The 22149-nt window shown below is 53.2% G+C and carries 10 protein-coding genes; 5 read left to right on the forward strand and 5 right to left on the reverse strand.

Annotated elements, in window-relative coordinates:
• Positions 1–37: 37 nt before the first annotated feature.
• Complete coding sequence (locus DCW36_RS21585) at positions 38–2254, reverse strand: bifunctional alpha,alpha-trehalose-phosphate synthase (UDP-forming)/trehalose-phosphatase (RefSeq protein ID WP_114780612.1); 2217 nt, start codon at positions 2252–2254, stop codon at positions 38–40.
• Positions 2255–2972: 718 nt separating this feature from the next.
• Between DCW36_RS21585 and DCW36_RS21590 the strand changes: the two genes are divergently transcribed.
• A complete protein-coding gene (locus DCW36_RS21590; protein WP_114780613.1) occupies positions 2973–3578 on the forward strand; it encodes a DUF2179 domain-containing protein in 606 nt (201 codons plus the stop codon).
• A gap of 246 nt (positions 3579–3824) precedes the next feature.
• Here the strand turns inward: DCW36_RS21590 and glgB are convergent, their stop codons facing one another.
• From glgB to DCW36_RS21605, 3 genes are all read right to left on the reverse strand, one after another.
• A complete protein-coding gene (gene glgB / locus DCW36_RS21595) occupies positions 3825–5852 on the reverse strand; it encodes a 1,4-alpha-glucan branching protein GlgB (RefSeq protein ID WP_240676281.1) in 2028 nt (675 codons plus the stop codon).
• Positions 5853–6342: 490 nt separating this feature from the next.
• Positions 6343–9675 carry a maltose alpha-D-glucosyltransferase gene (treS, locus tag DCW36_RS21600; RefSeq protein WP_114780615.1) on the reverse strand — a complete coding sequence of 1111 codons (3333 nt, stop codon included), beginning with the start codon at positions 9673–9675 and terminating at the stop codon, positions 6343–6345.
• Between the two features lie 41 nt (positions 9676–9716).
• Positions 9717–11720, reverse strand: coding sequence for an alpha-1,4-glucan--maltose-1-phosphate maltosyltransferase (locus DCW36_RS21605; protein ID WP_114780616.1), 2004 nt, complete (start codon positions 11718–11720; stop codon positions 9717–9719).
• 223 nt (positions 11721–11943) lie between these two features.
• Between DCW36_RS21605 and treZ the strand changes: the two genes are divergently transcribed.
• From treZ to malQ, 4 genes are read left to right on the forward strand one after another with little or no spacing between them, the layout of a single operon-like run.
• Positions 11944–13782, forward strand: a complete 1839-nt coding sequence (gene treZ, locus DCW36_RS21610) for a malto-oligosyltrehalose trehalohydrolase (RefSeq protein ID WP_114780617.1) — start codon at positions 11944–11946, stop codon at positions 13780–13782.
• A gap of 6 nt (positions 13783–13788) precedes the next feature.
• Positions 13789–16215 carry a DUF3536 domain-containing protein gene (locus DCW36_RS21615; protein ID WP_114780618.1) on the forward strand — a complete coding sequence of 809 codons (2427 nt, stop codon included), beginning with the start codon at positions 13789–13791 and terminating at the stop codon, positions 16213–16215.
• Positions 16216–16218: 3 nt separating this feature from the next.
• Complete coding sequence (gene treY / locus DCW36_RS21620) at positions 16219–18942, forward strand: malto-oligosyltrehalose synthase (RefSeq protein WP_114780619.1); 2724 nt, start codon at positions 16219–16221, stop codon at positions 18940–18942.
• Positions 18939–20447: a 4-alpha-glucanotransferase gene (malQ, locus tag DCW36_RS21625; protein WP_114780620.1), complete on the forward strand. Its 1509-nt coding sequence runs from the start codon at positions 18939–18941 to the stop codon at positions 20445–20447. The genes treY and malQ overlap by 4 nt, the downstream gene beginning before the upstream one ends.
• 447 nt (positions 20448–20894) lie before the next feature.
• Here malQ and DCW36_RS21630 read toward each other — a convergent pair whose 3' ends face one another.
• Positions 20895–22049, reverse strand: a complete 1155-nt coding sequence (locus tag DCW36_RS21630; protein ID WP_114780621.1) for an adenylyltransferase/cytidyltransferase family protein — start codon at positions 22047–22049, stop codon at positions 20895–20897.
• Between the last annotated feature and the right edge of the window lie 100 nt (positions 22050–22149).

Consider the following 22149-nt stretch of genomic DNA (forward strand, 5'->3'; position numbering starts at 1 on the left):
ACAAGTACCGTGGCGGCTTTTTTGTGTTCGAAGCGCGTTACAGCGATCCTTGTATTTTCTGTCTCTTTTCTGTTTTTTTCTGCGCTACCAGTCTTTTCAGCAGGCGGCGGGTCTGCTCGCAGGTGTCGAGGTGGTATTTGGCCACGGAACTTGAATTGCCTATTTTAATGGTATAGGCATGCGACGGCATCGCCTTGAAAACATCTTCGTCGCCCCAGTCGTCGCCAACGGCCAGTACAAACTCAGGTGAGTAAATGTTAAGCCAGTGCGTGGCAGCCCGGCCTTTGTTTACTTCCTGCGCCTTAATTTCCACAGCCATCTGGCCATCCAGCACCTGCAGGTTACTGTTTGTAGACAGGAAATTCAGGTGGTTCACCAGTTCGCGCGCACGCAGCTCGCCCAGGCCTGTTTCTACCTTACGGTAATGCCACACCAGCGAGTAGTCTTTTTCTTCGATAAAAGAGCCCGGCGTACGGTCTACATACAGGTCCAGGATCAGGCGGATATCTGTTTTCCAGTTGTTGATAAGGCTCAGCATGGTTTTCCAGCCTTTATCGCGCTGCTTGATCCAGACCCCGTGCTCGGCTATCAGGTCCACATTCAGCTCGCCCAGCCATTCTTCCAGGTTATCTTTCTCGCGTGAGCTGACAACTACTACCCTGTTTTTAGGGTTACTGCTCAAATTCTCGAGCAGTTCGTAAAGCTCCTGGTCCGGTTTGGCCAACGCAGGATCGCCTTTGTATTCCTTTAAACCGCCATCGTACTCCAGGAAGAACAGGCGTGTGCTGGCTTCCTGGTAGGCATTGCTCATCTCCTGGAAAGTAGCTTCGTCCAGGTAGCTGGTAGCCATAGACATCTGCTTCAGCTTCACGTAAGACAGGCGGTCCATGTAAATGCTCACCCAGTGGTGGATGTTGTAGCGCTTGAGCGTATCCTGCATATGGCTCATGTACACCATCTGCTCCTCTTCGGGCATGGTAAGCGCTGCATGGAGCGCTTCTACATACTGGCTGATGTCGTTGGGGTTAATCAGCAGCGCCTCCGACAGCTCTTTGGACGCTCCTGCCATTTCGCTCAGTATCAGCACCCCTTTCTGGTCGTGCTTACTGGCGATGTATTCTTTACATACCAGGTTCATGCCGTCGCGCATCGGCGTTACCAGGGCCACATCGGCCATGCGGTAGAAAGCGGAAAGTGTTTCCAGCGGATACGAGCGGTAGAAGTACTGGATAGGATTCCAGGTAATGCGGCTGTACTTCCCGTTAATGCGGCCAACCAGTTCGTCTACTTCCTCTTTCAGCTGCTTGTATTTACCTACACTGTCGCGGGAGGGCACCACCAGCATCACCAGCGTTACCTTCTCGTGGAATTCAGGATATTTTTCCAGAAACTTCTCGAAAGCATGCAGACGATTGGGTATGCCTTTGGAGTAATCCAGGCGGTCGATGGAGAGCATGATTTTCTGCTCCTGCAGGTTGTACCGGTAGATTTTCTCCCGTTTCTGTACCTCCTCCGAAACTGCAATACTGGAATACTTTTCATAGTCAATCCCCATCGGGAAAGAATCTACCAGCAGCGAGCGGGAACCCACATTAATCCAGCCGTGCATGCTGCCGTACCCTACAATGCGGTTAACGGCACTCAGGAAGTGGCGCATATCGTCGTAGGTATGGAAACCGACCAGGTCGGAACCCAGCATGCCTTCCAGGATTTCCTTACGCCAGGGCAGTAACCGGAACACCTCGTACGACGGGAACGGAATGTGCAGAAAGAAACCAATGGTGGCATTGGGCAACTGCTCCCGCAGCATGGATGGCAGCAACAGCAACTGGTAGTCGTGCACCCAGATGGTATCGTTGGGTTCGGCCATTTCCATGATCACATCACAATACTTCTGGTTTACAGAAACATAGGTTTCCCATAGTTTCTGATCGTAGATAGCGTACTGGCTGAAATAGTGAAAGGTAGGCCACAGTGTTTCGTTACTGAAACCCTCGTAGAACTCTTTGATTTCAGTATTTGTGAGAAACACAGGATGCATGTTTTCCCGATGCAGGTCTTCGACTATCTGCTGCTTTTTCTCCTTTTCTTCCACTACCATCCCAGGCCAGCCAATCCAAAGATTGTCGTTCTGCTTGTAGATAGAACCTAGACCCGTCGCCAAACCGCCTTCACTTGGTTTGTAGGCCAGCTTTCCCTCCTTCTCTTCAATTTTGATCGGAAGTCTGTTTGATATAATAATCAGTTTTGCCATGCGCTCACGTATTTCTACTCAGGCAATCTCGAGTAGCACCTTTGGGTAAGGCAGGTACTACCGTTAAGAGTCTGGATAATGGTTAATTATTAAGCTTATTTTCTGTTAGTAAAAATTAATTACGCAAAAGCCTCTTTTTGCGTTTTGCTAATATATGTTATTTACTATTAATAATCAAAATCAATTTTTTTTATTTATTATCTTATTCGCTATTATTATTTTAATAAACCAAAAACTGAGATCGTTATTTCATGAGGAATTATTAAGCCTTCAAACTAATTACTATTATACGGTTTTCCTGAAAAGTATCCATCCTTTCAATCAATATAAACTGCACATTACCACTATTTTTAATCATTCCAAACCGCTTTGCTCCACCCGGAATAAATCCCGCTTCTCCAGGTGTTTCCGCTCCTGCCTTTCCGGGTTTAATAATTTCATCGTTTCACCTGTCGCAATTGTTGTTGACTGTGCCTGCCCTCATACGGACTTCCTGTTTTAGAACAGGCACCCGTACCGGCTGCTTCATATCAAAACAAAAACCATAAAAAATACAATAAGCAACACACACCAAACGAAATCCTTCCCTTCACTTTATTTTTACAGAAATAACCCGGAGCTTATACGGATAAACTGCCTAAATTCGTTTACCGGACGCAGGCACCTGCCTGCCCCTGCTTTAGACACCTGTAGCAGCCATCCCGGCAGAAAAAGGAATATGCAGTATTTTGAAGGAATAGATCCGACCCTGGTCGAATGGGTTATTATACCGGCTCTGATTTTTATGGCCCGGATTGTAGATGTATCGCTGGGTACGCTGCGCATTGTGTTTATTTCGAAGGGGAATAAACTTATTGCGCCCATCCTTGGCTTTATGGAAGTACTCATCTGGCTTATTGCCATTACGCAGGTGATGCAGAACCTGAACAATGCGGTTTCGTACCTGGCCTGGGCAGGAGGTTTTGCTACCGGTAATTTTCTGGGGCTGCGCATCGAGCAGAAGCTGGCACTCGGGCAGGTGGTGGTGCGCATCATAACCGTGGAGCAGGCCAGCAAATTAATTGACCGCCTGACCGGACGGGGCTACCGCCTGACCTGTGTAGATGCCCGTGGCACCAGGGGCAACGTAAACCTGCTGTTCATGATCTTGAAACGCAAAAAACTCGAGGAGGTCATCGGCCTTATCCGGGACTATAACCCCAATGCTTTTTACTCGGTAGAGGATGTGCGGTCGGTGTCGGAGCTGGAGGTGCCGCAGGAAAGCAACGCTTTTATTAGCCTGAATAATATGCGAAAATTCTTCCCGCTCCGGAAGGGGAAATAGAGAGCCCTAATGTTCTGTTCTGCAGCTGCCACCACAGCCACTGCTCCTGCAAGCGTACATTACTGATGTAACGTAAAGCACTCCAAGGTGCAGAGGCTGTGGTGGCAGCTGCAGCAGAATATTTTTATCAGAAACCTGGAAGAGTATGGAACATGCTACCGAAAAATCATTCGATTAATGTGGGTCCAAAACAGAAAGAGCCTTCACACACAGCGAAGGCTCTTTTGCTTTGGTATCGTTTATTCTTTATTTATTCGGTGGATAAAACTTGAGGTAGGTAACGCCCAACGGTGGCAATACCAGGTCTACGGAAAAGTCTTTGCCATGGTACGGCTCCGGATTCGAGTACAGTCCCTCTTTATTATGCTGGCCGCTGCCACCGAAGTTGGTTGCATCGGAGTTGAATATCTCGGCCCACCAGCCTTCTACCGGCACGCCCAGCCTGTAATTCGGATGGAAAGCCGGCGTGAGGTTACATACTACCAGAATCATTTCGTCAGCGTCGCCTTTGCGCAGGAAGCTGATCACACTGTTGTGCGCATCCTGGAAATCGACCCACTCAAAGCCAAACCATTCGTGGTCGTAGCGGTAAAGGGCCGGTTCTGATTTATACAGTTCGTTCAGTTTGGCAACCAATTGCTGCACGCCGGCATGGTAGCCGTATTGCAACAGGTGCCAGTCTACGCTGCTGTTGTGGTTCCACTCACTCGACTGGGCCACTTCTGCACCCATAAAGAGCAGCTTGGAACCAGGGTGTGCATACATGTAGCTGTACAACGCACGCAGGTTAGCGAATTGCTGCCATTCGTCGCCCGGCATTTTACGCAGCAGCGATTGCTTGCCATGCACCACCTCGTCGTGCGAAAGCGGCAGCATGAAACGCTCGGTAAAAGCGTAGATAGCGCTGAAGGTAATGTCGCCCTGGTGGTACTTGCGGTAGATCGGATCTTTCGAGAAGTAAGTCAGGGTATCGTGCATCCAGCCCATCATCCACTTCTTGTCGAAACCAAGGCCGCCATTCTCGATCGAGTTGGTTACGCCAGGCCAGGCAGTCGATTCTTCTGCTATGGTAATGGCATCCGGGAAGCGCATTTTCACGGCCTGGTTAAAGTCTTTCAGGAACGAGATGGCTTCCAGGTTCTCGCGGCCACCGTATTCGTTCGGAATCCACTCGCCTTCTTTGCGGCTGTAATCCAGGTACAGCATCGAGGCTACCGCATCTACACGTAAGCCGTCGGCGTGGTATTTTTCGAGCCAGAACAGGGCATTGCTGATCAGGAAAGCACGTACTTCGTTACGGCCATAGTTAAAGATGTAGCTGTTCCAGTCCGGGTGATAGCCTTTGCGCGGATCGGCGTGCTCGTAGAGGTGTGTACCATCGAAGTACACCAGCCCGTGCTCGTCGGAAGGGAAGTGCGACGGTACCCAGTCCAGGATAACGCCAATGCCTTCGCGGTGCAGCATATCGATCAGGTGCATCAGGTCCTGCGGATGGCCAAACTGGCTGGCCGGTGCAAAGTACCCTGTAATCTGGTAGCCCCACGACCCACTGAAGGGGTGGAAAGCTACCGGCATGAACTCCACATGCGTAAAGCCCATTTCTTTCACATACTTGGGCAGTACCTCCGCCAGTTCACGGTAGGTAAGCGGACGACAGTTATCTTCCGGCTTCAGGCGCCAGGAGCCAACATGCAGTTCGTACACAGAGTACGGTTGCGGCGCTCCTGCCTGGTTTTTACGATGCTCCATCCAGCCGTTGTCTTCCCAGTTATAGTGCAGGTCCGACACAACAGAAGCCGTTAAGGGCGGCACTTCACGGGTTAAGGCATAGGGGTCGCTTTTCTCTACGTGGTACAGGTGGTAGTTGGACTTGATGTAGTACTTGTACAGCATCCCTACCCCCACATCCGGGATAAAACCTTCCCAGATGCCGGAATGGTCGTGGCGTGGCTTTAATTGGTGGCTGCCACGATCCCACTCGTTAAAATCACCTATAACGGTAACTTCTTCCGCATTTGGCGCCCACACAGCAAAATACACCCCCGACCTGCCCTCGCGGGACATCACATGCGAACCAAACTTCTCGTAGAGCGAAAAATGTTTTCCTTCCTTGAACAGATATACATCGAAGTCGGTGAAGCGGCTTACATCGTGGTATACCTCCCCTATGCGCTGCTGAGCCGGAGCTGTGGCAGGTGCAGGGGTTGGTTCGGTTATTTCCGGAACAGCCACAGGGTGTGCCTCGGGTTCCGTCACTTTTGTTTCATCTATCATCACGTCTCTTTCCTGCCGGCTCCTGCCCGGCTTTTTAGGAGCAGGAGGTGGCGCTTGTTCCGCCACCGGTGCTGCTGCCTTTGTCGTTTTCTTAGCTCCGCCCCGCTTTTTGGGGGCAGCAGGTGCAACATCTGCCAGCCCGGAGCCATCTGCTACACTTCCTGCCGGTACATCTTCGGCAGGCAAAGGGGCAGCCTGTGTATTAGCCTGGGCTTGAGTTGCTTTTTTCGATCCTCCCCGCTTTTTAGGAGTTGCTGCCGGTGGGTTTATCACACCCTCAGTGGCAACAATCTCTGCGGTTCCCGGAACGTCAGGTACTGGGCTGTCAGACGCGTTGGTCTTACGTGTTGCCCGTGTTTTTTTAGGCTCAGCGCTGGCCTCATTCTGAGGTGCAGCCTTTTTTTCAGTTTTTGAACTGCCTCTCGTGGTGCCGGTTTTAGCAACAGGAGTAGACTGGTCTTTTTCTGGGTTCTGATTGCCTTCCTTTTTCTTAGCCATTCTGATACTTCCTCATGATATACTTTATGCCTCTGATCGGGATAAGTACCCAGTCAGGACGGTTGTTCAATTCATATCCTAGTTCGTAAATCGCTTTTTCGAGCAGGAATGTTTCCATTAACACATTGTAGTCCTCTTCAAGCGCCGGCACAATACCTGTTCCCATGGTTTTTTCGAGGTAACGGTTCATATAGAAACCGCTGGCGTAGTGGTACCACTGCTCCGCCCACTGCTCCAGGTACTGGCTGTCTTCTTTTCTCAGCGAGCCCTGCTGGAACAGCGCATTGTACACCGCGTAGTGGAAAGAGCGGATCATACCGGCCACATCGCGCAGCGGAGAGCGCTTCAGGCGACGTTCGCTGAACGAACGGGCTGGCTCTCCTTCAAAATCGATGATAATGAAATCCCTGCCAGTAAAGAGCACCTGCCCCAGGTGATAATCGCCGTGCGTTCGTATTTTCTGGGTATCTATTTTCCGGGCAAAAATCATCTTCAGGTGCTCCAGCACCTGCCCGCGCATTTGCAGCACTTCCTCTGCTTCTGCCTTCACCCCTTCCGGAAGTTCCGGCAGTTTTTTCTGCAATAAATCAAAGCTGCTGCGCACGAGCGAGGTCAGCGAAGAGTAGAGCGAGCGCTGGTAGTGCAGTGAGAATTCTTCCGGTGTGAAGTCCGGGTGATTGATGCCGGCCAGCGCCAGGTGCATTTCTGCGGTACGCTGCCCCAGCAGTTCCACACGCTCCACGTGGGCGCCGCCTAACTGCATCTGTACCTCGTCTGGCACTTCTGTAAACGCAACCGGCCTGGAAAGGGTACCCAGCGGTGCTTTTGGTTGCAGGCGCTCGTCCTGGGTCTGCAGGCGCTCGAAGAAGCGTTTCAGCGCATCTTCCATATACACCCACACGTCGCCCTGGTTAGGCACCAGCTCCTGCAGCATCATGAGTACCATCGGCGGTTTGCCCGGCTCATGCTGCTCTATGGTACCCATAAACTTCGGCACATGTTCAAAGTTTGCCACATCCGAAAGGGCCTGCACCACTTCCACATCCGGGTTAATGGTTCTGTCGAGTTTGCGGTAGATTTTCAGGAAATACTGGTTGCCATAAAGCACTGAGGTGTTGCTTTGCTCGGCACTCAGTATCCTGGATGACAAGGCATTTCCGGCTCCTTTGGCCACTGCACTTACATCTTTGTGGCTGTCGCTTACCAGTTCGCCGGTTTCTGTTTTCAGGCGTTTGCGCTTGGCCATCAGCTGGAACAGCATCTGCCTGAAATCTTCCCAGAACATGGCATCGAATAGAATGCCTTCTTTTCCATCCATCGCTACGCGGACAATCACACTGTTCGGGTATACATTGATGAGTTCCTGCTCCAGCTCACCGGAAGCAAATGCAACCGGCAGTTGGTAAAGCTCCGGCAATCCTTCGTTATAGCTCACCTCGATCAGGAGCAACGATGCGCCCTGCTTGCCCACCTGTAACGGTGTGTTCGACACAACCTGCAGGCGCTGGATCGTGCGGGCTTTTCCGCCAAACCAACGGCAACGCATCAGGTACCGCTGCAGCACTTTCGACTCCAGCTCCTTGAGCACCGGCGCCCCCAGCGGATTACGCAACGACGTAATTTGCAGGGCTGCCCGCTGAAGATCAGCATCGAACGAAGCGCTTGACTCCTGCTGCTGTAACTCAAACCAGTAATAACCATGCGCACCTATCGTAAAAAGATAGCTGTCGTCTTTAATGGTCGGGAATTTATTCTTGCTGAACACCTCCATCGGGATACGGCCGCGGTAATCCTGCAGGTCCAGTTCCACGGCTTCGGCAAACCGCGACAGGTTCGCAATTACCAGGATGGTTTCGTCCTGGTATTCACGCACAAAAGCCAGCACTTTCGAGTTATTCGGATTCAGGAATTTGATCGTACCGCGCCCAAACGCTTTGTAGCGTTTGCGCATGTTGATGATGCGGCGGGTCCACCATAAAAGTGAATTCGGGTTATGCTCCTGTGTATCTACGTTTACAGATTCATACTTGTATTCCGGGTCCAGGATGATGGGCAGGTATAGCTTCTGCGGATTGGCAGCCGAGAAACCGGCGTTGCGGTCATCGTTCCATTGCATCGGGGTACGCACGCCGTCACGGTCGCCGAGGTAGTAGTTATCCCCCATGCCTATCTCGTCGCCGTAATACACCACCGGCGTTCCCCGCATCGAGAAGAGCAGCACGTTCATGAGCTCGATCTTGGAGCGGTCGTTGCCCAGGAGCGGCGCCAGGCGGTGCCGGATGCCCACGTTGATCTTGGCCATCGGGTCTTTGGTGTACACCTTGTACATGTAGTCCCGCTCCTCGTCGGTCACCATCTCCAGCGTCAGCTCGTCGTGGTTGCGCAGGAACATGGCCCACTGGCAGGTTTCCGGTATATCGGGCGTCTGGTTAAAGATGTCGATGATCGGGTAGCGGTCTTCCATCTTCAGCGACATGAACAGGCGCGGCATGATCGGGAAGTGGTAGTTCATGTGGCACATGTCACCGTTACCAAAATAAGCTGCCGAATCTTCGGGCCACATATTGGCCTCTGCCAGCAGCAGTTTGCCGGTATATTTGCTGTCTACGTGTGCGCGCAGCTTCCGGAGAAAGGCATAGGTTTCGGGCAGGTTTTCGCAGTTAGTACCGTCGCGTTCGAACAGGTAAGGAACCGCATCCAGCCGGAAGCCATCCACACCCAAATCCAGCCAGTACTCCAGCATCTTGAATACCTCCTGCTGCACTTTCGGATTGTCGTAGTTCAGGTCTGGCTGGTGCGAGAAAAAGCGGTGCCAGTAGTATTGCCCGGCCACCGGGTCCCAGGTCCAGTTAGAGGGTTCGGTATCGGTAAAGATAATCCGGACATCCTTGTACTTGGTCGGGTCATCGGTCCAGACATAAAAATCGCGGTGAGCGGAGCCTGGTTTTGCTCTGCGGGCCCGCTGGAACCACGGATGCTGATCGGAGGTGTGGTTGATAACCAGCTCGGTGATCACCTTTAGCCCGCGGCGGTGCGCTTCCTTAACAAAAAGCTTGAAATCCTGCATGTTGCCATACGAGGGATTGATGCTGTAGTAGTCGGCGATATCATACCCGTCATCGCGCAGGGGCGACGGGTAAAACGGCAGCAGCCAGATAGCAGTAACCCCCAGGCCCTCCAGGTAATCCAGTTTCTGCATCAGCCCTTTAAAGTCTCCGTACCCGTCACCATTGCCGTCCTTAAAGGCCTTGATGTGCAGCTCGTAAATGATAGCGTCTTTGTACCAGTGTATGTTGTCGTCTAGCTGGGTTTCTTTATCTGCCATAGTATCTAACTATAAATAGAGAATTTTATTTGTTCTTTTTCTTATTTTGGTAACCAGGTATCGTCCAGGTTCTGATGCCCCATACCTTTATTTGCTTCCTCTACCCGGAACACGTGAACAGGCATTTCGTAAGGCCTTAACTCCACGTAATTCCACTCTCCCGTCCAGGTGTACCTGTACTCGGTGAGCAGGTCGTGCATGATGTACTGCTGGTCCTGGGCTATGCCAAACAGGTGCAGCGGCACCTGTATCCAGCCCGACTGCACATGGTGCGGGTCAAGGTTCACGACCATGAACAGGTGATTGCCTGCCTCGTCGTCGGTTTTGGCATAGGCTAACAGCTGGCTGTTATCCGTGTTGGTGAAATGCACGTTCCAGGTTGTCTGCAGGGCCGGGTTCACACGCCGTATTTTATTTATCTGCGTAATGACCGCCCGTATTTTGGTCATCTTGCCCCAGTCCCAGTGCTTGATTTCGTATTTCTCCGACTCGGTATATTCTTCCTTGCCCGGATGCGGCACATTAATGGCGAACTCATACAGCGGACCATACAAGCCGTAGTTGGACGATAGGGTTGCCGCCATCACTACCCGGGTAATGTGGGCCGCCTCTCCCCCTTCCACCAATGTAATGGGCAGGATGTCGGGCGTGTTGGGCCAGAAGTTCGGACGGTAGTACTCGCGCATCTCGGTGCGGGTAAGTTCTGTCAGGTATTCCTGGATTTCGTGGCTGGTATAGCGCCAGGTAAAGTAGGTGTAGGACTGGGTGAAGCCGATTTTACCTAACTGCTCCATCACACGCGGACGCGTAAATGCTTCGGCCAGGAAGATCAGCTGCGGATGCTCCTGTCGTAGTTCCTTTATCACCCACTCCCAGAATTTAAACGCCTTTGTATGCGGATTGTCTACCCGGAAAATGTGTACGCCCTGTTCGATCCAGTGCTCCAGGATGCTCTTCAATTCAATCCACAGGTTTTGCCAGTCTTCTGTTTCGAAGTTTACGGGCAGTACATCCTGGTATTTCTTGGGTGGGTTTTCGGCATATTGCACGGTGCCGTCGGGGCGCCAGATAAACCACTGCGGATGCTCCTTTACATAAGGGTGATCGGGCGCGCACTGAATCGCAAAATCAAGCGCAATCTCGATCCCGTGGTCGCGTGCCGCATTGACTAAACTTCGGAAATCATCGAGCGAGCCGAGCTCCGGATGGATGGCTTTATGACCACCTTCTTCTGCGCCTATGGCCCAGGGAGAACCTGGTTCGCCGGGTTCTGCGGTAACTGAATTATTTTTCCCTTTCCGGAAAGCCCTGCCAATCGGGTGGATGGGCGGCAGGTAAACCGTATCGAAACCCATTTCGGCAATGCGGGGCAGCAGGCGTTCGCAGTCTTTAAACGTACCGTGCTTACCGGCTTCCTGTGCTGCCGAGCGCGGGAAGAACTCGTACCAGGCGCTGAAGAGGGCTTTGTGCCGCTCCACGTCTACCCGCAGGATCTTATCGTATTCTGTTTTGTTTTTACGCTCACTGGCGGCATACATCAGGTCCAGTACCTCCTGGCTCGTCACCATGGCCACGGCATCGGCATCCGAACCGCCGTGGCGCAGTTCGTGCGCCCAGCTGTGCAGCCTGTCGCGGTCGTGCTGCTCTGCAGCGGCAGCGGTCTGCTCCAGGTACTGCGCCCCGATCTGGCGCTCCACCCCGATATCCTGGTTGGCCTCGTACTTTTTCCGGAGCCCTTTCTGCCAGGTGTAAAAATGATCTACCCAGGCATGAATGGAATACTCATACATGGCCACTGCACCCGGCTTAAAGCTCCCTTGCCAGTGGTCGTTCGACAAAAACTGCATCGGCACCTCTTCCCACTTGTCAGCACCGGTCTGCCTGTACACCAGCACCGCCTTCACTTCATCATGGCCGTCTGTAAATATATCTGCCGTCACTTTCAATTCTTCCCCCACTACCCGCTTCACGGGGTACCGACCGCAGTTAATCTGGGGGTTAACATTTTCAATTACTACACGTTTTGTTCCTTCCAGTGCTTCCATTAATAATTATTTTTAGATTACTGTAGTTACTTGACAAGAAAAAATATGTTTCGGATTATATACATTTCGCCTATATTCTTCGAAATTAAGGAACTACGTAACTACAGGTAGAGATGATGCGCTAAATATAAGACTCTTTCTATATATTAATTAAAAATCACAACCTATTTATTTAGAAGCCAGTTTAAAAATGCTGGGAGTGAAAAGACGGTATCAACAACCTATGGGAATTATTAGAGACATCGGATCGTACTATACGCAGGAAAAAGGCACATCTTTCACGGTATGGGCTCCAACGGCAGCACAAGTGGAAGCTGTCATCACCTCACCCAAAAAGCAGATTATTCCGCTGCAGCGGGAGGCCTTTGGTTACTGGACAGGACTGGCAGAAGATGCAAAACCCAGTACAAAATATTTTTTCAGGTTAAACGGAAAAACCAAACGGCCAGACCCTGCTTCCCGGTCACAACCCGATGGGGTGCACGAAGCATCGGAGGTAATTGACCAGGCTGCTTACGACTGGCAGGACAGCGCCTGGAAAGGAATCCCGCTGGAAGAGTACATTATCTACGAACTGCATGCAGGCACTTTTTCGGAAGAAGAAAATTTCGAGGGCGTCATCCGGAAGCTGCCGGAGCTGAAGGACCTGGGCATTACGGCCATTGAGATTATGCCGGTAGCGCAGTTTCCCGGGAGCCGCAACTGGGGCTATGACGGCGTTTACCCGTTCGCGGTGCAGAACTCCTATGGCGGCCCGGAAGGTTTGAAAAAACTGGTGGATGCCTGCCACCGGGAGGGGCTGGCAGTGATTCTGGATGTGGTGTACAACCACATGGGGCCGGAAGGAAATTACCTGAAAGACTTTGGCCCTTACTTCACGCACAAGTACAACACGCCCTGGGGCGATGCCCTGAATTTTGACGATGCCGACTCGGACCATGTGCGTAATTTCTTCCTGCAGAACGCGCTCATGTGGCTGCGCGACTACCACATCGATGCCCTGCGCCTGGATGCCGTGCACGCCATCCTGGACATGGGCGCCAAACATTTCCTGCAGGAGCTGCAGGAGCACGTAACGCAGCTGGGCGAGCAGCAGAACCGGGAGTACATCCTGATTGCCGAAACCGACATGAACAACGTGCGCCTGCTCAACCCCATCGAACAGGGAGGCTACGGACTGGCGGCCCAGTGGGCCGATGGCTACCACCATGCCATCCACACCCTGGTAACCGGCGAACGCGACGGCTATTACGAAGACTATGGCGAACCGGAACACCTGGTAAAGGCACTCAAGCATACCTACGTGTACAACGGCATTTATTCAGTGCACCGCAGAAGAACCGTAGGCAACGATGCCACCGCTATTCCGGCCAAGCACTTTGTGGTATGTTCCCAAAACCACGACCAGGTAGGTAACCGCATGATGGGCGAACGCCTCACGCAGCTGATCTCGTTTGAGCAGCTCAAGGTGGTGGCGGGACTTATTTTGCTGTCGCCTTACACGCCCATGCTGTTTATGGGCGAGGAGTACGGGGAGCAACATCCCTTTCTGTATTTCGTAAGCCACACGGATAAGCACCTGTCAAAGCTGGTGACGGAGGGCAGGCGGAAAGAATTTGCTGCTTTTGCCTGGAAAGGCGAAGCACCCGACCCTGCTGCCGAAGCAACCTTTGAGCAGTCGAAGCTGCAGCACAGTTACCACCAGCACGAACAGCAAAACAAACTGCGCGAGTTTTACAAAAAGCTCATCCAATTCAGGAAAACGGCTCCAGCCTTTGCCAAACGCAGCAAAGAGCAGCTTACCGTTCACTTTGATACCGAGGCTTCGGTGCTGCACCTTATCCATTCCGGGGCAAAACCGTATATATACTGCCTCTTTAATTTAAGCAAGCAACCGCAAACAATCGCTTCGGCGTATCCCGAAAGGCAGGAATGGGAGCCGGTGCTGAACTCTGCCGACACCGCCTGGGGCGGTCCGGGAGCAAAAAAAGTCAGCAGCTCCAGCCACCACAGCCTCTGCTCCCTGGAGCCGGAGTCGCTGATTATTTTACAATCTAAATAACCTTTTATGAACAATAAGTATATCTGTATACACGGGCACTTTTACCAGCCCCCGCGCGAAAACCCCTGGCTCAACGAAGTAGAATTACAGGAATCTGCCGCCCCTTTTCACGACTGGAATGCCCGCATCTCCAACGAGTGCTATGCCCGCAACTATGCCTCCCGCATCCTGGACGACCAGGGCGCGATCGTCGACATTATGAACAACTACGCCCGCATCAGCTTCAACTTCGGTCCTACCCTGCTGGAGTGGATGCAGAAAAACGACCCGAACACCTACCAGGCCATCCTGGATGCCGACAAAGAAAGCCAGGAACGCTTTTCCGGACACGGCTCTGCCGTGGCGCAGGTCTACAACCACATGATTATGCCGCTGGCCAACACCCGCGACAAGCACACGCAGGTAATCTGGGGCATGTATGATTTCATGAAGCGCTTTGGCCGTGCGCCCGAAGGCATGTGGCTGGGCGAAACGGCCGCCAACACCGAAACCCTTGAAGTACTGGCCGAGCATGGCATTAAGTTCACCATCCTGTCGCCGTACCAGGCCAACAAGTTCCGGAAAATCGGCGAAAAAGAATGGCACAATGCCGTTGGCGCCCGCATCGATCCGCGCAGGGCTTACCAGTGCAACCTGCCGTCGGGCAGAAGCATCGTGCTGTTTTTCTACGACGGGCCGGTGTCGCAGGGCATTGCCTTCGAAGGATTGCTGGAGAGCGGCGAGCGCTTTGCCAGCCGCCTGGAAAGCACGCTCGACATTTACAGCGAGGAGCCCCAGCTGATGCACATCTCCACCGACGGCGAAACCTACGGACACCATCACCAGTTTGGCGAAATGGCGCTTTCGTACGCCCTGCAGCGCATCGAACAGGACCATACGGCCAACCTGACGGTGTACGGCGAATTCCTGGAGCTGCACCCGCCCAAATACGAAGCTATGATCACGGAAAACACTTCGTGGAGCTGTGCCCACGGGGTGGAACGCTGGCGCAGCAACTGCGGCTGTAACACCGGCGGCAACTATGGCTGGAACCAGGAGTGGCGCGGCCCCCTGCGCGACGCCTTCGACTGGCTGCGCGACGAACTGGCGCCGCTCTTCGAAAAGCGGATGAAGAAGCTGGGCGCCGATCCGTGGAAAACCCGCAACGACTACATCCGGGTGGTGATGGACAGGAGCGAAGAAAACGTCCGGAAGTTTATGCAGGATCATACCAGGCGTAAGCTGACCAAAGAGGAACAGGTAATATTCCTGAAGCTGCTCGAGATGCAGTACCACACCATGCTCATGTACACCAGCTGCGGCTGGTTCTTTGATGAAGTAACCGGCATCGAAACCGTTCAGGATATTTTCTATGCTGCCAGGGCCATTCAGCTTGCAGGCGACATAAGCGGAAACGACTACGAGAAACGGTTTGTGGAACTGCTGGAAAAAGCGACGAGTAACGTGAAAGAGCACCAGAATGCTGCCGTCGTTTACCGCAAGTATGTGAAGCCGATGGTGATCGACCTGCTGCGGGTGGGTGCGCACTATGCCGTTGCCTCGTTGTTCGAAAAAGACCACGACAAGCTGAACCTCTACAGCTACACCGCCACCTCCGAAAACTATAAACTGCTGGAGGGCGGCCGCCAGAAACTGGCCATGGGCAAAGCCGTTATCCGCTCCTCCATTACCTGGGAAGAAAGCACCATCACGTTTGGTATCCTCCACCTGGGCGACCACCAGCTGTTTGGCGGGGTGCGCGAATTTGTGGACGATGCCGCCTACAAAACCCTGCGCGAAGACCTGATCAATGCCTTTAAGCGCGGCAACGTGAGCGAAATCATCATGCTGCTCGACAAGCACTTTGAGTCGCACAACTACTCGTTCTGGCACTTGTTCAAGGACGAACAGAAACGGATTCTCGACCAGGTACTCGACCAGGCCATGCAGAACATCGAGCGCGACTTCCAGCAAACCTACGATAACAATTACGCGCTGATGGTGGCCATGAACCAGATGTCTATTCCGCTGCCCCGCCCGCTGCAGGTAACCGTGGAGTACGTGATCAACAGCAAGCTGCAGGAAGAGCTCACGTCAGAAGAAATTGACGCCCGCCTGATCAAGCGGCTCTTTAAAGGCGCCGAACGCATGAAGGTAAAACTCAACACCGAATTCCTCGACTTTGAGGTGACGCAGTGCGTCAACCAGCTGATGAAGATACTGGAGCAGAACCCCGATCAGACTGAACGGATGGAACAGCTGATCAAGCTGATTGATGTGCTTAAAAATTCTCCGCTCAACCCCGACTACTGGCAGGCACAGAACATTGCTTTCCGGATGAAGCAGGACGTGTATGCCTATTACCAGAAAGGCAGTGAGGCCGGAGATGAAAAATCCGTAAAATGGTGCCGCGTATTTGAAGAACTGTACGACAGCCTGAACCTGAAAGTATAATCTATGCTATACATACCCTCCGCTACCTACAGGCTGCAGTTGTCGCCTGTATTCACGCTGAAGGATGCCCAAAAACTTATCCCCTACTTACAGGAAATGGGCATCAGTACGATTTATGCAGCCCCCTTTTTCAGGGCACGGACCGGCAGCGAGCACGGCTACGATGTGGCCGACCCGCACCAGATTGGCCCCGCCATTGGCACCCTCGAAGAATTCAGGGAGATTACCGCCGAACTGCAGCAGCACGGCATGGGCTGGCTGCAGGACATCGTGCCCAACCACATGGTGTACCACCCCGAAAACGGGCTGCTCATGGATGTACTCGAAAAAGGACCGAAGTCAGAACTCTACACCTTCTTCGACATCAACTTCGAACATCCCGATTTCGGGCCAAAGATCATGGTGCCTTTCCTGGGCGATCCGCTGGAAGAGGTGCTGGACAAAAAGCAGCTGCAGGTAACTTTTTCGCAGGAAGGTTTCGGCATGGCCTACTACGAGTCGGTGTACCCGCTCAGTGTGGAAAGCTACGACTGGCTGTTGCAGCAGATCATCGCTGAAGCCGGTGCTGCTACTATACTCACCGAGGCCCGGGAGCGGCTCCAAAAGCTCACTGCTGCTGCCACCATAGCCGCTGCTGCCTGGTCGGCGGAAAAGCAGCAGCTTTATGCGCTGGTACAGCAGGATGCCGCCCTGAAAGCCGCAACCGAAAACGTGCTGCAGCGCGTGCCCCAGGACAGGCAACAGCTACAGGAGCTGCTCGATAAACAGCACTACCTGCTCTGCCACTGGCAGCTGACCGAGCGCAAGATAAACTACCGCCGCTTCTTCACCATCAACGACCTTATCTGCCTGAGCATGGAGCGGCCCGATGTGTTTGACAAGTACCACCTCTTCATCAAACAGCTTTGCGACGAAGGGCTGGTGCAGGGGCTTCGGGTAGACCACGTGGACGGCCTCTTCGACCCCGACACCTACCTGGAGCGGCTGCGGGAAATGGCCGGCGAAGACCGCTACCTGATCGTGGAAAAAATTCTGGAAGGCGAAGAAAACCTGCCCGAAAACTGGCCCATCCAGGGCAACAGCGGCTACGACTTCCTGGCCTGGATCAGCAACCTCTTCACCGACCCCTCGGGCGAGCGGAAACTAACGGCGCTCTACAAGCAGCTGGTACCGAATGCCGAGTCGGATTACGAGAAGCTGGTGTTCGAGAAGAAGATGTACATCCTGAAAGACCAGATGGCGGGCGAACTCGAAAACCTGCTGCGCTACCTGCAACAGCACAACCTGCTCACCCCGGACTTTACCGAAGAGCAATGGCGGCGGGCGCTGGCCGTGCTGCTGTCGTCGTTCCCGGTGTACCGCATCTATGCGCGCGAGTTCCCGTTGTCCGACGAAGCGATTGCCACCATCGAAAAAGCTTTTGCCGAGGCCGACAGGCGCGCGCCCGAGGCCCTGGAGCAGTTCACGCACCTGCGCACGCTCTTCGAAACAAACGAAGAAGAGCCAGACGAGGTGCGGGAGCGCAAACTGTACTTTGTGATGCGCAGCCAGCAGTTTACCGGTCCGCTGGCCGCCAAGGGCGTGGAAGACACTACCTTCTACAACTACAACCGCATCATTTCGCTGAACGAGGTGGGCAACAGTCCCGATGTGTTCAACATCCGGCCGCGCCAGTTCCACGACCTGATGTTCTACAAGCTCCGCACCTACCCCCACTCCCTCAACGCCACCGCCACCCACGACACCAAACGCGGCGAAGGCACCCGCATGCGCCTGAACGTGCTGTCGGAGCTGCCCGAAGCGTGGGAGGAAAAGGTGCACGAGTGGTTCGATCTTATCCAGAAATACGTGGTAGACGGTTACCCCAAACGGAACGACATCTACTTTATGCTGCAAACGCTGCTAGGCGTAATACCAGTAGATGGCGCCGTGGACGAAAGCATTGTGGAACGGGTGCAGGAGTACCTGACCAAAGCCTTCCGCGAAGCCAAGGTAAATACCAACTGGTCGGAGCCGAACGAGGCCTACGAGCAGGCGGTAAACAACCTGGTGGAAAACCTCCTGCTGAAGGATGAGGCGTTTATGGCTTCCTTCCGCCCGTTTATCCAGAAGCTGGCCCACTACGGCTGGATTTATTCGCTGTGCCAGGCCCTGCTGAAGGTTACCTGCCCGGGTGTGCCCGACATTTACCAGGGCTGCGAGCTCTGGGACTTCAGCCTGGTAGACCCCGACAACCGCCGCCCCGTAGACTACGACGAGCGCCGCCAGTACCTGCAGGAAGTAAAGCAACTGGAGCAGGAAAACGTGCAGGAGCTACACAAACAGCTGCTGCAAAACCCTGCCAACGGGCGCGTGAAACTGTTCCTGCTCTACAAGGCTCTGAACGTCCGGAAAGAGCTGCACGAGCTGTTCAGCAAAGGGGATTACCAGCCGCTGACGGTAACCGGCAGGCACAAAACACACGTGCTGGCCTTTGCCCGAAAACACGGGGCACAGTGGTGCCTGGTTGTGGTTCCGCGGCTGCTGGCGCACATTATTTCCGAAAACGAGCTACCGCTGGGCCGGCAGGTGTGGGAAGATACAGCCATCACCTTACCCGATGATGCCCCCGCCAACTGGCAGCCGGTATTCGGGCCGCAGCAGGTTACGGCAAGCGAAAACACCCTGTTCATTTCTGATGTGCTGGCCACCTTCCCGGTAGCACTTTTAACTGCAACAACCGCATGATCATACCAAAACGAAGCAGTGGTATTCTGCTGCACATCACCTCGCTCCCCTCGCCCTACGGCATTGGCGATCTGGGCCCGGAGGCCTATAAATTTGCGGACCTGCTGGAAGAGGCGGGGCAGCGCTACTGGCAGATTCTGCCGCTCAACCCCACCGAGGTTGGCTCCGGCAGCTCGCCCTACAGCAGCCACTCTGCCTTTGCCGGCAACCCCCTACTCCTCAGCCCCGACCTGCTCCTGAAAGAGGAACTGGTGAAAGAAGAGGACCTGGCGCAACGCCCGCATTTTCCCGATGATAAAGTGGATTTTCCGGCAGTAACTGACTTTAAGCGAAACATCTGGTTTAAAGCCTATGCCACTTTCAAGTCCCGGCCAAACGAGGAGCTGCGACAGGCCTTTCGTGCGTTCCGGGAAAAGCACTGGTCCTGGCTCGAAGACTATAGCCAGTTTGTCGTCTTTAAAAATCACTTCGAACAAAAAAGCTGGGTGGAGTGGCCCGGGGAGCTAAAGCAGCGGCATAAAGGCGCCATGCACGCGCTGGCACAGGAGCTGGAAAACGACATTGAGCGGGAGCAGTTCCTGCAGTTCCTGTTTTACCGGCAGTGGGAAAAGCTAAAAGCGTACTGTCACCTGAAAGATATTACCTTTATCGGCGACATGCCTTTTTACGTCAGCCACGACAGCGCCGACGTGTGGGCGCACCCGCAGCTCTTTAAGCTCGACAAAGAAGGTATGCCTGAAGCGGTTTCCGGTGTGCCGCCCGATTATTTCAGCGAAACAGGCCAGTTATGGGGCTCCCCCGTGTACGACTGGAAAGCGCTGGAAAGACGGGAATACGACTGGTGGATAGACCGCGTGCTGCACAACCTGCAGCTCTTCGGCCTGCTGCGCCTCGACCATTTCAGGGCATTTTCCGCTTACTGGGAAATACCGGCAGGCGAAAAAACAGCCATGAACGGCAAATGGGTGCAATCGCCCGGGAAGGAACTTCTCACCATCATCAAAAACAAGTGCCCGGATATGCCCATTATCGCCGAAGACCTGGGCGAAATAGACCAGCCGGTGCGCGACCTGATGCAGGAGTTCGGTTTGCCGGGCATGCGCGTGCTGCTCTTTGCGTTTGGCGACGATCTGCCGCACAGCATTTACGCGCCACACCACCACATCCAGAACTCGATTGTGTACACCGGCACCCACGACAACAGCACCGTCAGGGCCTGGTACGAAAACGAGTCAGGGGCGGAGTCGCAGGCACGGCTGCGGGAATACAGCCACACCAGCCTGACAAAGGAAAATGCGCACGAGGTAATGGGGCGACTGGCCTACATGTCGGTGGCGCAGCTGGCGGTGCTCCCGATACAGGATGTTTTAGGCCTGGGCGCCGAATCCATCATGAACAAACCGTCCACCACCGAAAACAACTGGACCTGGCGCCTGAAACCTCACTATTTTGAGAAGAAGGATGCGCAAAAGCTGTATAAAATAGTAAAGCTTTACGGCAGGTAGAGGAGCAAAAGCAATGGAGGCAGTAGCAGCAGAAAAATTTAGCTCATTTTTTTTCTGCTGCCACTGCCTCCATTCCCTCAGCTCCTGAAGTTAACAGCTGGTTTAACAGGATCGTATTAAGTTCCTGCTTTAGCTAAAGTTGTAATAATAGTTAATTGAAATTGTAAATATTTTTTTCTACTACGAAGCACTCCCGCTAGCCAGGTGCATCAATTGAACCTCCACCTGTTTGAGCGTTCAAGCGAGTTTGGAGGTTCTTGATTTTTTTGGTTCTTTTTGTATCAAGACAAAAAGAACAGGAAAGCCAGCTATGAAACAGCTCCGCCTGCTATCAAGGCTTCAAAGCTGGCGATGCGAACCAGTACAATTAGCTGGCTTTTCTTCCGTTCGCCCACAAGATGCTTTCAGCATGACAAAGCGGGTTAACTTTATGGTTTGGAGGAAATATTAATTTCTGCTGTCTCTCCGTCGTATCTTAATCTGGAAAGCGTTTTCGATCGGCTCTTCGGCTACCATAATGATGTAGCCCCCGCCACCGGCACCACTCAGTTTCCATCCCAGCGCCTTATCTTCGAACAGCCTGATCTGGTTCATAATACTTTCGTCCACCATGTTCGGGAACATGTGAATCTGGGCTTCAAACGACTTGCGGAAGTACTCGCCAAACGCACGGGCATCTTTTCGCTGCACCGCCTCCCAAACTCCTTCTGCGGCGTCTGCTAAGGCTTTAGCTCCTTCCCTGCTCAGGTTGGTATTGTCCACCACCGAATACTCGGAGGTGCGTGGCCCCAGCGTTACCAGGTACAGGTGCTGCTCCAGCCAGTCGAGGATGTCATCGTCGTGAACAGATTCAACTTTCTCGGGCCAGTAATTGTTCTCGTAGTAGAGGCGGTTCATGCCGGGCAGTACGATACCCAGCGCATCCTGGGAGCCAGCTACCTCTTTTGTTCCCGGTGGGTTTTCGTAGGTAAACAGGATTTTAGCCAGCTTTTCCGGGTCACCGCTTGGGATAGCCGTACGCCAGAGTTCGATCGCTTTGTTGCGGGTGCTGGAGGCCATGCCACTGCGGTTGTTAAACTCCAGCGTGGGCTCAAGAGAGATGGTAACTACCGGCCCCGGGTGGTACTCCGACACGAACGGCTGATCGAGCCATCCGCCTGCCAGGTCTATGCGGAACGGAATCACACATTCGGTACGCAGGCTGGTCGTGCTGCGGGCAGGCAGGTTTTCGTGCGGTATCCGTTTCAGGACTTTGTATTCGATGCCACGCTGCTTACAGATTTCTTCTTTGGTAGGCGTCGCGCCATCTTCATTCACCACAAATACCGAAGGCTGAATCTCGTCCAGCTCCTTCATAAAATCGATGATGCCAAAGCCTTTGTTCACCCGGCACTCCGTAATGCAGGCAAGCGATTCGATCATGTACCGGCGCTCCTCCTGCGAGTTTACCGGGTAACGCCCCTTGAGCTGGTGAATATTATCGTCGTTCCCGATGCATACATGCAGGTCGCCGTAGGTGGCGGCTTCTTTTAAAAAAGCAACGTGCCCGCTGTGCAGTAAATCGAAACAACCGGTCACCATTACTTTGTTCTTACTCTCCATGGGTACTTTACTTATGCTTTTGTTGTTGAGCCTGTTCCGGATAGGAATGTATAAGCTATTTACAAATAAACACAAAAGTACTTAAATCTTCTTTAGCTGA

This window comes from Botryobacter ruber (assembly GCF_003347595.2).
In the GTDB taxonomy this organism is placed as follows: Bacteria; Bacteroidota; Bacteroidia; order Cytophagales; family Hymenobacteraceae; genus Pontibacter; species Pontibacter ruber_A.

Excerpts from the sequence above, each read along its gene's own strand:
- treZ (WP_114780617.1), top strand. The coding sequence starts at position 11,944 with ATGGGAATTATTAGAGACATCGGATCGTACTATACGCAGGAAAAAGGC.
- glgB (WP_240676281.1), bottom strand. The coding sequence starts at position 5,852 with ATGATAGATGAAACAAAAGTGACGGAACCCGAGGCACACCCTGTGGCT.
- DCW36_RS21585 (WP_114780612.1), bottom strand. The coding sequence starts at position 2,254 with ATGGCAAAACTGATTATTATATCAAACAGACTTCCGATCAAAATTGAA.
- treY (WP_114780619.1), top strand. The coding sequence starts at position 16,219 with ATGCTATACATACCCTCCGCTACCTACAGGCTGCAGTTGTCGCCTGTA.
- DCW36_RS21605 (WP_114780616.1), bottom strand. The coding sequence starts at position 11,720 with ATGGAAGCACTGGAAGGAACAAAACGTGTAGTAATTGAAAATGTTAAC.
- treS (WP_114780615.1), bottom strand. The coding sequence starts at position 9,675 with ATGGCAGATAAAGAAACCCAGCTAGACGACAACATACACTGGTACAAA.
- DCW36_RS21630 (WP_114780621.1), bottom strand. The coding sequence starts at position 22,049 with ATGGAGAGTAAGAACAAAGTAATGGTGACCGGTTGTTTCGATTTACTG.
- malQ (WP_114780620.1), top strand. The coding sequence starts at position 18,939 with ATGATCATACCAAAACGAAGCAGTGGTATTCTGCTGCACATCACCTCG.
- DCW36_RS21590 (WP_114780613.1), top strand. The coding sequence starts at position 2,973 with ATGCAGTATTTTGAAGGAATAGATCCGACCCTGGTCGAATGGGTTATT.
- DCW36_RS21615 (WP_114780618.1), top strand. The coding sequence starts at position 13,789 with ATGAACAATAAGTATATCTGTATACACGGGCACTTTTACCAGCCCCCG.